Annotated in this window: 9 protein-coding genes, 7 tRNA genes and 1 other RNA gene; 14 read left to right on the top strand and 3 right to left on the bottom strand. The window is 36.8% G+C overall.

The features are described 5' to 3' along the window. Window position 1: 1 nt before the first annotated feature. Complete coding sequence (locus BBI00_RS14330) at window positions 2-970, top strand: PD-(D/E)XK motif protein (RefSeq protein ID WP_083988508.1); 969 nt, start codon at window positions 2-4, stop codon at window positions 968-970. A gap of 3 nt (window positions 971-973) precedes the next feature. Then, window positions 974-3349 carry an AIPR family protein gene (locus BBI00_RS14325; RefSeq protein WP_065399388.1) on the top strand — a complete coding sequence of 792 codons (2376 nt, stop codon included), beginning with the start codon at window positions 974-976 and terminating at the stop codon, window positions 3347-3349. Window positions 3350-3535: 186 nt separating this feature from the next. On the opposite strand, the gene ssrA is transcribed toward BBI00_RS14325, so the two are convergent. The 3 genes from ssrA to BBI00_RS14310 all read right to left on the bottom strand — a co-directional run bounded on the left by ssrA (window position 3536) and on the right by BBI00_RS14310 (window position 7550). Beyond that, window positions 3536-3937, bottom strand: a transfer-messenger RNA (tmRNA) gene (ssrA, locus tag BBI00_RS14320). 121 nt (window positions 3938-4058) lie between these two features. Next, entirely contained in the window at window positions 4059-4559 is a 501-nt protein-coding gene (locus BBI00_RS14315; protein WP_065399387.1) for a hypothetical protein, read from the bottom strand. Window positions 4560-4586: 27 nt separating this feature from the next. Next, window positions 4587-7550: a hypothetical protein gene (locus BBI00_RS14310; RefSeq protein ID WP_065399386.1), complete on the bottom strand. Its 2964-nt coding sequence runs from the start codon at window positions 7548-7550 to the stop codon at window positions 4587-4589. 735 nt (window positions 7551-8285) lie between these two features. On the opposite strand from BBI00_RS14310, the gene rpsU reads away from it, so the two are divergent. The 12 genes from rpsU to BBI00_RS14250 all read left to right on the top strand — a co-directional run bounded on the left by rpsU (window position 8286) and on the right by BBI00_RS14250 (window position 13078). Continuing rightward, a complete protein-coding gene (gene rpsU / locus BBI00_RS14305) occupies window positions 8286-8483 on the top strand; it encodes a 30S ribosomal protein S21 (RefSeq protein WP_034687383.1) in 198 nt (65 codons plus the stop codon). A gap of 79 nt (window positions 8484-8562) precedes the next feature. Next, on the top strand, window positions 8563-9450 hold the full coding sequence (locus BBI00_RS14300; RefSeq protein ID WP_065399385.1) for a tyrosine-type recombinase/integrase: 888 nt from the start codon (window positions 8563-8565) through the stop codon (window positions 9448-9450). Further along, a complete protein-coding gene (locus tag BBI00_RS14295; protein WP_065399384.1) occupies window positions 9447-9737 on the top strand; it encodes an HPF/RaiA family ribosome-associated protein in 291 nt (96 codons plus the stop codon). Before BBI00_RS14300 ends, BBI00_RS14295 begins: the two co-directional genes overlap by 4 nt. Before the next feature lie 109 nt (window positions 9738-9846). Then, window positions 9847-9920: transfer RNA gene (locus BBI00_RS14290), tRNA-Thr, on the top strand. A gap of 18 nt (window positions 9921-9938) precedes the next feature. Further along, a tRNA-Tyr gene (locus tag BBI00_RS14285) sits at window positions 9939-10019 on the top strand. A gap of 88 nt (window positions 10020-10107) precedes the next feature. Then, a tRNA-Gly gene (locus BBI00_RS14280) sits at window positions 10108-10180 on the top strand. Between the two features lie 88 nt (window positions 10181-10268). Continuing rightward, window positions 10269-10345 (top strand) — tRNA-Thr (locus tag BBI00_RS14275). An 18-nt stretch (window positions 10346-10363) separates the two neighbouring features. Further along, window positions 10364-10444: transfer RNA gene (locus BBI00_RS14270), tRNA-Tyr, on the top strand. Between the two features lie 85 nt (window positions 10445-10529). Then, a tRNA-Gly gene (locus tag BBI00_RS14265) sits at window positions 10530-10602 on the top strand. A gap of 41 nt (window positions 10603-10643) precedes the next feature. Next, window positions 10644-10715 (top strand) — tRNA-Thr (locus BBI00_RS14260). Window positions 10716-11032: 317 nt separating this feature from the next. Then, complete coding sequence (locus tag BBI00_RS14255; RefSeq protein ID WP_065399383.1) at window positions 11033-11713, top strand: response regulator transcription factor; 681 nt, start codon at window positions 11033-11035, stop codon at window positions 11711-11713. After that, window positions 11714-13078, top strand: a complete 1365-nt coding sequence (locus BBI00_RS14250; protein ID WP_065399382.1) for an ATP-binding protein — start codon at window positions 11714-11716, stop codon at window positions 13076-13078. It begins immediately after the preceding gene. Window positions 13079-13167: the final 89 nt, after the last annotated feature.

Below are 13167 nucleotides of genomic sequence, written 5' to 3'. Positions count from 1 at the left end.
CATGGTTAATATTAAATCAATCTGGGAAACGCAGAAACCAACCGGTGACATTATTATAAAAACAAGAATTGGAGATATTCCACATCTAAATTGTTACGCTGCAACTAATAACATCACTGGACTGCACTTGTACATAATGTCGGTTTCTAGGAATGTAAAAATCCCGGAACTTAAGAATTACCGTTTCAAGGGCGTGGAGATTTTCAGCGTTGAAACTGATGATTTTTGTGAGTTGAATATTTATTTGTTAGACAATGACTTAAAAGATATTTTTTCTTTGTTCATCCAAAATATTCTGGAGGATGTTGCTAAATGTGTTACAGAAAATGAAGCAATTACAAAAACACTTAACGTTATTTCTAAATGGAAAAAACTTTTTGATAAAATAAATTTCAATGGTTTAAGTATTGAACAGCAAAAAGGTTTGATTGGCGAATTGCTTTTTATCAACCATCTGTTAGACTGTCAAAAATCTCCCTCAACTGTACTGAATGCTTGGACAGGACCAGATTTTGAGGATAAAGATTTTGTTTTTGGAGGAATTGGAATTGAAATTAAATTGACATCTTCAAAATATCCAAAAATAAAAATTACCAATGAAGGACAATTGGACTCGCAAAATTTAACCGAATTATTTTTGATTCTCTATATCTCGGAAGATGTGAAAGATAATGGTTTTACACTCAATTCTTTAATCAGTCAAACTCAAAAAAAACTGTCTGAAAATATCGATGAACTTAAGTTTTTCAACGAAAGACTGATGCTTTTAGGTTATTTTGACGAAGATAAAGAACACTATAATAAAATGTTTTCTTTAAAAAGAACTCATTCCTATTCTGTTTCAGAAGAGTTTCCGAAAATCACCAAAAGTAATCTTCCTATTGGCATTTACAATACTTCTTATTTTATCGAACTGTCCGCCGTAGATAATTTTTCAGTCGAAATAGATGAGATTACCCAAAATATTTAATGAATGGAAAAAGCATTAAAAAATTACGTAGAAGAACTAAAATCAGATGTGGCTTCTTTGGTTTACTCAGATGGAGAAGGTGCAAGTTTTGAAGATAAATTTACAGAATACTGCATCGAAGTTTTTGAATCAATCGGAAAGTCTGAAGGTGCAAGAGTTTTGTCTTATATTCATCCCAATAATCAAGGCGGAATCGATTGGAAGATCAACGGCTATTGTCTGAAAGACCAGTTTAGAGATGAAAATAACAAAACGTATTTTGAAACTTTAGATTTATTCATTACGAGTTTTAGAAACGACAGTTTTGAGTACAATATTCCGAAAGATGAATATACAAAGTCTTTGAATCAAATCAAAAGATTCATCAATTCATCACTGAAAAGGCATATTGATTACATCGACCATTCGCATACAGAACTCAACGAACTGATAAAAATTATTGGTAAACAAGGAAAAGATTTTGACAGAATTAATGTGTATTTTCTTATCAATGGTTTTTCAAATCATGAAAAGGAAAAATTAGAAATTAACGATGTTGATGTTTCCGTTCACACTTGGGACGTTGCAAGATTATTTAAAATAAACGAAACAAACAGCGTTCACGAGCCAATTGAAATTGAGTTTGAAAAATTTACCCAAGAAGGAAAAGGGTTGCAATGTCTTCAAGTTCCAAACATTGATGAAATGTATGATTGTTATTTGGCGATTATCCCTGGTGAAGTTTTAGCCAATTTATACAAAGAATTTTCTAACGAATTGCTGGAAAGCAATGTCCGTGCATTTCTTGGTCAGGCCGGAAAATTCAACAAAGGAATTCGGGATACCATTCGTACAAAACCACAAATGTTTTTACCTTACAATAACGGAATTACTGCAACCGCCGAAAGCGTAGAAACAAAATCTGTTGACGGACAAATGGTCATCACTCGACTCAATGATTTTCAAATCGTAAACGGGGGGCAAACGACAGCTTCACTTTATCATACTCAGAAGAAATTCAAAGATGCAGATTTGAGCAAGATTTTTGTCCAAATGAAACTAACGGTTATAAAAGATAAAGAACAGAAAAATAGTGAAGTACCTAATATTTCAAGATTTGCCAACAGCCAAAACAAAGTCTCTGAACTTGATTTGTCATCTAATAATCCTTATTTTGTTCAGATAGAAAATCTTTCGAGGAAAAAATACGTAGTGAATTCGGAAAACAAAAACCAATCACTACTTTGGTTTTTTGAACGCGCAAACGGACAGTATCGTGAAACGCTGAATAAGCAAACCCCAAGTCAGCAAAAAAAATTCAAGGAGCAGAATCCTTCTCACCTGAAGTTTGTGAAGTCTGATGTTGCAAAGTTCATTAACCTTTGGGAATTGGAACCTCATTTTGTTTCACAGGGTTCACAGAAAAACTTCATTCATTTCACCAAAAAAATCAATATTTTAGTTAGTAAGAATAGACTGCCGGGGGAAAATTTCTACAAAAAAATGTTAGCTAATGCGATTTTATTTAAATCAACAGATAAATTATTCGGGCGAAAAGGAGTTGATGCTATTGGTGATACCAACTTAAAATCTTTCACTGTAGCTTATACAGTTTCTTTTTTCCATTATTTGACAGATAACCGACTGGATTTATGGAAAATTTATGAAGACCAAAAAATAGATGATGTTTTAATGCTTACACTCAGAAAACTTTTGGTTTTTGTATATGATCATTTAGTAAAAGAAGCTCATAACAGTTTGATTTCTGAATATGCTAAAAGAGAATCTTCTTGGAATCGATTGAAAGAAACACATTACGACGAAGATTTACAGGCGATCCTTAAAGATTATTTAATTTCTATAAAAGAAAAAGAAGATCGAGAAAGTGAAAAGGATATCGATACAAATGATGAGGAAGATAGGCTTTTTATTATCAGTGAAATCCATAAATTTGGGTTGAAATTTTGGGATGGGTTCGTTCGTTTTCTCGAAAATAACTCCTTGGAAGGCTTTAATAAAAATTCGGTTGAAGAGGTTTTAAAAGCTATTCAGAAAAATAAAAACTTCTTACCTAGAGATATAACCATCGGCAGAAAAATGATTAGGTATTTAGCAGAAAACCCCTCTTTTCTTTTAGATATGAAAGTTCAATCTAAATTAGAGGACAAAGAATCGGTTGAAATAAAGTATATGTTTGATCGTCTAAAGCTTCTGGCAAAAGATGATTGGAAAAAAATAATTGACTTGGCAAACCATACTAATATTTTTACAATACCTGAATTAGGTAATGTAAAATCTATACAATCATCATTGTCAAAAAATGAACGGATTAGAGAGCAGTCATTATTGAAAGCCTATGAATCAATAAAAAAATTAAAAAGGTTTGGAATTAATATTTAGTTATCTAAATTTAGTACTAAACTCTTTTAGAAATATTTATGTTGATATAAATTGCTTGCCACCACCATTGCTACCATTTGATTGATATTTATTGAATTTAAATGAAATCAGTATTATATAAAAAACCCCTTTATATTAATGATATAAAGGGGTTTTAGACTCAAAAGGTTTCATAACCTTTCATTTCGGTGGAGTTGGAGGGATTCGAACCCTCGTCCAAACAAGCAATACATAAGCTTTCTACATGCTTATTCTACCATTGGTTTTCGACGGGAAGCAGAGGATAGACACCCAACTTCCAGCTTATCTTCTAAAATTTTCGAGCTTTAGCCAAAGCTTCTAAAGCCTTATTTCCGCATTCCTATATCCCAGGATCAAACGCCGCAGAACAGAGCATTTGTGGAATATCTTGCTTCCCTACTAAAATCTTCGGGAAAACGCTTGATCTACTATACTTCGATATTAAGCTGCAAGAGCGAACTCTTCGTTGCCAGTTAAAATTTTGTAGCAAGGGATTATAGAGATCGCGCTACGGTTCTCTGCATGCTTACTTACCCATTGACCTTGCTGTCGAAACCAGTCAACCCCATAAATAAAGTGAATGCAAAGTTACTACTTTTAGCCAAATATAATTCATTAATAGATCATAAAATTTTATAAAAAATACCGGAATAAGCTTTCCGGTATTTCAACAGTGGTTTCTATGAATTTAAAAATTAGTCCAGGAAGTTCCGTTATACACTTTGATATATCCATTTGTTGTGTCATAAACCATCAAACCTTTGGGAGGGTTTCCGATATTAAGCTCCGGTGCTGAAACCAGGGGTAAAACCAGTCCCTTTGTTTCGCCGCTATCTTTTCCCAGTATTAAAACCCCTTCGGCAGTGGATGTATCGGCGTTGATAATGGCTCCCCGAGTTGTTTTATCAGTGTTAGCAGGCGACCCGGAAGTAGTTCCGCCGGGAACCACAGTACTCCAGCTTCCGTTATAGTATCTGAAGCTTCCTGTAGCGCCATCAAATGCTATTGTGCCTGGAGTGGCATTAATTGCGGTTACATCTGTTACCGGTGTAAGGAGTATTCCTCTATTATTTGCGGAACCAAATTCCAATAAAGATGATGCACCAAAGCCGGAAGTTTTGTCTATTCCTGTTTGTGCTGTTGCCCAAAAGCCTGCGAATAAACTGAGTATATATATTGATTTTTTCATTTTACTTGATTTTTATCATTAACAATATTAATTGCAGAAGCTGGATTTTGTGTTATCAATTCCTAATTCTCTCCAAACACTTCCATTACTTACAAAGAATTTTGACTGTTCGATATCATATACCACAAGGCCTGGTTGTTGGATCATAGCCAGTCTGTTGGCAGTGGTCACACGGGAGATCACAAAGCCCAGCTTTTGGGAACGGAGTTCTAGGTAAGTGTTGTTGGTGGTGGGCTGCCAGCTGTCATTTACGGTACTGATTCCCACGATTTTTCCGGTAACAGGTGCAGGTACGGCGCTTGCAGGAAGTACGGCAAGGGTGAAATAATTATTATTGCTGTTAGCATTAAAGTTGATGGCAAAATCTATATTCGTTGCGCTATAGGTAATTTTCTTTAATGACACATTGGTTGTAAAGTTGGGGTCATCAGCCAATATCGCATAAAGGCTTCCTGTGCCGGGGTTGGGGATAATATTACCGGAAACATTGGTCGCCATTCTTATATTGACACATCCCATATCACCTGTATCCTGTGCTCTCCATATTCTTGGCAGCCTGTTCATTGTTTTTCCGCCTATGGTTATCGGAGTGCTATATGCTGTTACGGATAAGTTATTGTCTCCCATCATGGTAAATTGTTTATCTGATGCAATGGCGGGGTGGGTAGTGGTAGGTGCATTCTGGCTGGTGAAATCGGTGTCGGTGCTTAAAGTTATAATCGCTGCAGGATCTGCTGCAATTGAAATTCTCTGATCCAGCCCGCCGGCATCATCACGGCCAATACCAAATACCCTGTTGTAGAAAGTTGTATTTCCTACTCCTGTCCACACAACATTATCTGTATTGGTAGTACTTGCACTGTTGAGATAATTCATAGGAGCTGCAGAAGTAGCGAGCGTCATACCATATTTAATAGCCAGATAAGAGTCTACTTTTTGCCTTTCGACCGGAGTAAGTGTTCTGGAATAAACAATATTCTCCCCGATTACACCTGTGAATCCACCATCATCACCGCTTAGCGGTGAATCTGCATTTCGGCCGAAGTAATAGCCTCCTGTGATATTTCCTTTTGCTCCATAAGTAGCCAGTTGGTTTGTAATGGCTCCGTTTCTTCCAAATGAGAGGCTCGTATCTTTAACCTGAGTGTATCCAATCGTAGGTATTGAAGCACTGTAAGCTCCTCCAGGTAATCCACTGTAGTAGTCTAAATTTCCGTTGGTATCTCTCATGGCTATAGTGCCACTTGCTTCAAAGTGTGGTGAGTCATAATTTGTACCGTCTTTAGTGGTATTATTTCTTGCAATTCCAAAAAATGCGACCCCGCTTATTCCATTCTTAGTGACATTAAAAATATCATAATCCAGGCTGTTTACGGTTTGTACCGAAATATTACCAATTCTTTGTGTATTGACAGTAAAATTAACACCGGGATTAAAGTTCAGATTGGTTTTGCTGCCGGCTATGACAGAAGGAGTGGCATTGCTTCCCTGTTGGGTGGCAACATGTTCTAAAGCCTGGTCTGTCCATGTGGTAATACTTCCGGTTGTGGGAGATATCCCTGCATCAGCCCTGTTCCATAAGGATATACCTGTTGCTACACCTCCGGGGCTTGATTTAAAAGTAGCAAAAGTAAACAGGTCATTGTCTGCAAAATCTATAGTAGCACTAACGTAAGTCAATCCATTGATTACCGTAGGATTGGTAAGTTCAATCCAGGTATCTGTAGTATCAAAAGTAGTGTCAAGATTGGAAGATCTTACCAGATATACTTTCTGGTTGGTATTACTGATCGGAAAGCTTATCGTAACATTGCCCACGGTTCCGGTTTTTTCCTGTACCAGCCAGATCCTTTGGGTTCTGTTATTAACCACAATGCCTGATGGCCCCGTGATAGGGGTTGTGTACGCTGTGGATCCCGTATCAGATCCTATTATGGATGAAGAAATGTCGTTACTTAATGCAGAGGCTGCAGTATTGGTGGTTACCGGACTTCCTGAGCCATTGGTCATGATAGGCTGTATTCCTGTATTCTGGCTTTGGCTCTGTCTTTGATCAATGCTTCCTGCATCATCCCTTGCAATACCGAAGATGTTGTTATTGTAGGTAGCGGTAGGTCCTGTAGCACCTGTCCAAAAATCTGTTCCATTGCTGGAAGTGTAGCTTTGATTATTAGCTGCCAGCGTTATTCCATATTTGATCGCCAGATAAGAATTTACTTTTTGTGTTTCCGCTGGAGTCAGGTTTCTGTTATAGTAAATAACATCTCCTATGAGCCCTTCAAAACCATATTGAGTGTTTCCTGCAGAATTATTACCTATGCTGAAATCATAGCTGTTAGGGTTAAAAAATGCACTATTGTTAGTAGTGGCAGTGTTTCCATTGACTCTGAGTCTGTTAGTATTGGTGGAGCCGGATTGGGTGTTCCCGCCATGCAGTAAGAACATTTTAGATGGAGTCTGGTCTATAGTCTGCTGGGCAGAAGTAGACCCACCATCACTTAGCCAGTCTGATACGGCATATCCTGTACGGTAATTCGTGGTGGTGCCTGATATGTTATAATTTGCTAAAGTAATACCGTCCCAAAAGCCGCCGCTGTTTTTTGTAACGATAGCTGAGTATTGATTAGCGGTTCTGGTACTGAAAACTGTTGCAAAAACCTCAGTTTGTGCGCTTCCTGCGGTGACATTCATATTACTGAAGTTAGGAGCATTGGTAGGGATTCTGAAATACCCACCGGTGACATCACTTCCTGTAATTTTAACCACCGGATTAAAATTGATAAAGCTTCCCGCCTGGGGTGGGCCGCCTACTACAGCAGGAGAAAAGGCATTGGCAGACTGATCTTTCCATGCAGTGATATTATTGCCGGAAGTGGTAAGCCCTGCATCAGCCTTCATCCAAACCTGCAAATTGGAGGAAACTCCTCCAGGGGACTGTTGTGCTGCAACATTGGCTGCAAAAAGCACAATAACTAAATAGTTTTTTTTCATTTTTGAATTTGTTGATGAATTATTATTTGTAATTGTATTTTAGTAAAGTAGAGAGAATAACCTGGGAATAAATTAAATGATAATATGATTATTCGGACAATGGGATTCGCCAACGGGGAGATTGGAGTCATGCTGGTAATGCAGTTGTAGAAACAGAAAATTTTAACAGGTTCTAATCTGGTTTGCATTGCTATTGCAGTGGTGTTAACACTCATAATGAGTATAGTAAGGGCAAAACACTAGCTGCTAATAATATTTACATCGGTTATATTTTGTTTATGTTTTTACAGTTTATGGGTAGGATTACTTTGGGACAAAGTTAAAGTGCAGGAACATAAAATAATATAGCAGATATCTGTCATTTTTTACCGGGAGAATTGATATTATACATGTTTTTTAAACAATGCGGAAATAATAATATGGATGACAATAAATTGCGTGTAAATTATTTTATCACATTATAAAGGAAGTTTAGTGAGTTTTTGGTTGCTAAAAGAGAACAGAGGTCGTTGCTGTGAAGTATGGTTCCATGATCTGCTCATTTTGCGTACGATGATCAGGTATATAATTTGAATATTGTGAACTTCTTTGCTGAAGTACTGTTGATCGTGCATTCAGCTAATAATCTACTGTTATATTGTAATGTTTAACCATGGAAATTATTATTTTAAATGATATAATTTTGTATTTTCATAAAAAATGTCTACTTTTGCAATCCAAAATGAGATGTAAAATATGTTAATAATTCCAGTTAAAGATGGTGAATCCATCGACAGAGCTTTAAAAAAATACAAGAGAAAATTTGATAAAACAGGTACAGTTCGTCAATTAAGAGCTAGACAACAATTTATCAAGCCTTCTGTAACGTTAAGACAAGCTAGACTAAAAGCGGCTTACAAACAAAGAGCACTTAGCAAAGAAGAGCAGGCTTAAGATTTTTTCTTAACCATATATTAATTCACTTCTTAAATTCTTATATTTGAGGAGTGAATTTTTATTTTTATACCCCATGATGCTGGAAAAGTTTTTAGAATATCTGCAGTTCGAAAAAAGATATTCACCTCACACAATTACAAGCTACAAAAAAGACCTTGCTGACTTTTCCCATTTCTTCCTCAGGACAGAATCTTCTGAAAATATAGCCAAAGCTGATAAAAAGATCATCAGAAACTTTATTGTTGAACTCAGCGAAAATGATATTTCCAAAAGAAGTATCAACAGGAAGCTGTCTTCCCTTCGCAGTTTTTTCCTTTTCCTTTTAAAGATAGGCGAAATTACGGTTTCTCCCATGGAAGGTATTTCTTCCCTGAAATTTTATGCAGAGAAGCAAATTCCTATGTCTAAAGAAGAAATGGAGACTCTTAATGAAAGAATCTTCGGGCAGGAGCATGGTATACTGGAAAAATGTATCATGGAAGTGCTTTATCAGACCGGGATGCGTAAAGCGGAACTTTGTGGCCTGATATTTGAGAATGTAAATACAGAAGGAAATGAATTGAAGGTAATAGGGAAGGGGAATAAAGAAAGGGTGATACCCATCTCTGAAGACCTCTCCGTACTCCTGAAATCCTATTTGGATATAAGGAAACCACAGACCGGATATGAATCCTGTTTTTTTGTGAATAAGAAGGGGAAAAAACTTAACGAAAAATTTGTTTATGTGGTAGTTAATAAGTACCTTAGTCTTATAACAACGAAAGAAAAAAAAAGTCCTCATATCCTGCGGCATAGCTTTGCTACCCACGTGCTGGATAATGGGGCGGAGATCTCCAAAGTAAAAAAAATATTAGGGCATTCCAGTCTTGCCAGTACTCAAGTCTATACGAATGCTAATATTGAACAATTGAAAAAAGTGTTTAATCAGGCTCACCCTCGAGCATCAAAAAAAGAAGAATTATGAAGATCACAGTACAATCAATTGGTTTAACTCCACACGAACCACTAGAATCACACATTGACAAAAAAGTAAGCAAATTAGACACATTCTACGACAAAATTCAGGAGTGTAAAGTATTCCTGAAAGTAGAAAATAATTCAGATAAAACGAATAAAACAGCCGAGATTATTTTGGCGGTTCCGGGAGACGATATTGTAGTAAAGAAGACCTCTGCAAGTTTTGAAGAAAGTCTGGACCTTTGCGTTGATACTGCTAAAAAGCTACTAATCAAGAAAAAAGAAATGGCATAGAAAAAAAAGTTAAAAAAAGTTTATAAAAAATTTGAGAATTCAAAAAATCCGTTCTATATTTGCACTCGCAAAAAAGGAACAGCGATCTTTTGAATTCTTTTTTATATTTGCCTCCATAGCTCAGTTGGCCAGAGCACGTGATTTGTAATCTCGGGGTCGTGGGTTCGAATCCCTCTGGAGGCTCATAAAATATAAAATATTGGGGAGATTCCAGAGTGGCTAAATGGGACTGACTGTAACTCAGTTGCTTCGGCTTCGTAGGTTCGAATCCTGCTCTCCCCACTTTATATTTTTAGAAAAAAAACTTGCAGGATTAAATAAGTTTTCTTAGTTTTGCACAGCGTTTACCAATAGTTTTGGAAACAAAATTGCGGAAGTAGCTCAGTTGGTAGAGCGTCAGCCTTCCAAGCTGAATGTCGCGGGTTCGACCCCCGTCTTCCGCTCAAAATGATCACTGTCAAAAGTGATTTTTTTTAACACTGAAATGTGTAGAGTAGAGTTTCTCAATCAGTTTCAGTCCATTATTAAAATGCCTCCATAGCTCAGTTGGCCAGAGCACGTGATTTGTAATCTCGGGGTCGTGGGTTCGAATCCCTCTGGAGGCTCCATTTTAATATAAAATATCTGGGGAGATTCCAGAGTGGCTAAATGGGACTGACTGTAACTCAGTTGCTTCGGCTTCGTAGGTTCGAATCCTGCTCTCCCCACATTTTATATTAGAAAAAAAGTTGCAGGATTAAATTAATTTTCTTAGTTTTGCACAGCGTTACCAATAGTTTTGGAAACAAAATTGCGGAAGTAGCTCAGTTGGTAGAGCGTCAGCCTTCCAAGCTGAATGTCGCGGGTTCGACCCCCGTCTTCCGCTCAAAAAAAATCACGCTCGTTAGTGTGATTTTTTTAGTTGATGCCGACTTAGCTCAGCGGTAGAGTGCTTCCTTGGTAAGGAAGAGGTCACGGGTTCAAGTCCCGTAGTTGGCTCTCGATTGTCCCGGATTGATTCCGGGATTTTTTTTGCTCTGAACTTCAGGCAAGAGTAATGGAATAAGTTGTGAAATCGAAGGCTACGTAAAAGGCTGGGCTTTCTTACCCTTTTCCTTATTCAATAGAAACGGACTTTAGTCCGTTTAAAAAAGGTCCTTTTCCATTGGCTTTAGCCCAAACCTACATCAAATTCCATATAATAAATAATGTAGGAGGTAAATTATATCATCCGGTTTTTACCATATCCCATTTAACTTCATCTTTAAAATCATAATCCTAAAAATTTTCTTTAAATTCGTGTAAAATAATTTTTGATGAATATTCTTTTATTAGAAGACGATCTCATTCTTTCTGCAGAGCTTTGCCGGTTTTTAGAATCCAACAATTTTACCTGCGATAAAATATATGATGGTGAAACCTTTCTCCGTCAGATTAAAAATAATACCTACGAGCTGTATCTGCTGGACATCAATGTTCCTAAGATCAACGGGCTGGATGTTTGCCAGACGATTCGCTCTTTTGATAAAAATACCCCGATCATTATTATTTCTGCTTATGGCGATATTTCAGATAAAAAAGATGCTTTTACAAGACTTGCTGATGATTATCTTGTAAAGCCTTTTCAGTTTGAGGAATTGCTTTTAAGAATCAACTCCCTGCTGAGACGTAAGGCTCCTTCAGAAACTTCCGATCAGGATATTCTCCGGATTGATGACCTTATTATCAACAAAACAGAACAAAAAGTGTATCGTAGCGGTAACGAAATAACCCTTACGCTAAAAGAATTTCAATTGTTGGTATATCTTGCAGAAGCCCAGGGAAGGACGGTGTCTAAACAGCAGATCACAGAACACGTATGGGAGCATAACTTTAATACGAATACCAATACCGTAGAAGTTTATATCAATTTTTTAAGAAAAAAGATTGATAAGGATTTTAAAATTAAACTCATCCATACCCGTTCCGGTTTCGGATATTACTTAAGCCCTCTGTAAATGTCTTTAAAAAGAAAGATAGCTTTAACGATCAGTATTGCCTTTTCATTGCTTTTTGGAATGGTGATGGCGGTTATTTATTTATCTTTTAATGACTTTAGAAGAGACGAATTCAAAGAGAGATTCAGACAGAGACTTGAATTTACCTCCCATTTTATATCCAAGTCTAAAGATTTTGAAGAAGAAGCACCGGTTTTTTTCAATGAAAATTCAGATAATATCTTGCTGAATGAGAAAATTCTGATTTTTAATGATCAAAAAGAACTTATCTACAGCACCATTAAAGACAGAAATGTGACCTGGGATAATGCCATGCTGAAAGAACTGGATAAGAAAAAAATTATTTATACAGAAAAAACGGTCCCGGAGATTTATGCAGCACTCAGAAACATCAAAGGGGAAAACTACTATATTCTCACCAGTGCTTTTGATACCAACGGGAAATCAAAATTAGGATATCTTAAATACCTTTTGATCACGGCGTATGCAATGAGTACAATGCTGATAGGCTTTTTCAGCTATTATTTTGTGGAAAAATTCCTTCGTCCCCTGGAAGATCTTAATAAAGAAATTTCCGAAGTTACTGCCCATAAACTGACAACACAGATCCCGGTTCAGCAGTCTGGTGACGAGATTAATGTTCTTGCCCGGTCTTTTAATACAATGATTGCCCGGCTTGATGATGTATTCCAGTCACAGAAAGACTTTACGGCCAGTGCTTCCCATGAGATCAGGACTCCTATTACAAGGATGGCTTTCCAGCTGGAAAACCTGATTACATTCGAAAAACACTCTCCGGAGACGTTATCTTCCCTGCGACAGATCCAGCGGGACGTGTATCAATTGTCTGATCTTACCAACTCGCTGCTGCTGCTTACCAAGTTTGATAAGGAAAATATTCAGAGTATTTACGAAGAAGTAAGGATAGACGAAGTTATTTTTGAAGCTTTTGAAGGAGTGGAGAAAAGTTATCCGGATCTGAAACTTGATTTCCTGATTACGGAAGATACCTCTGAAAATGCTTTTTTAACGATAAAAGGTATTCAATCCTTATTAGTGATTGTTTTTATTAATCTCTTTAAAAATGCGGCAGTATACTCTGATACCGCAGAAGTGAAAGTATTGATTACAGAAACGAATGACCGCCTTAGTGTAGACGTCATTTCACATGGAGATACCATTTCTGAAGAAGAGCAGAGCAAGCTTTTTGAAGCCTTTACAAGAGGAAATAATGCCCAGAATATAGCAGGATCCGGGCTGGGACTCAGAATTGTCAAAAGAATTCTTGAATATCATGACGCTCAGATCATCTATTCTTCTCCCGCTGAATATATGAATACATTTACACTTCATTTCAAAAAATAAATTTCCTCATGATCTGTTTTTAAAAGACAGAATCACTTTTCTGCTAAACCGGCGATTGACTTTTAATATAAAATTCAAAAGGCAGGGAA

It is taken from the genome of Chryseobacterium arthrosphaerae (assembly GCF_001684965.1).
GTDB classification, from domain to species: Bacteria; Bacteroidota; Bacteroidia; order Flavobacteriales; family Weeksellaceae; genus Chryseobacterium; species Chryseobacterium arthrosphaerae.
This window is presented reverse-complemented; position numbering and strand designations above follow the sequence as displayed.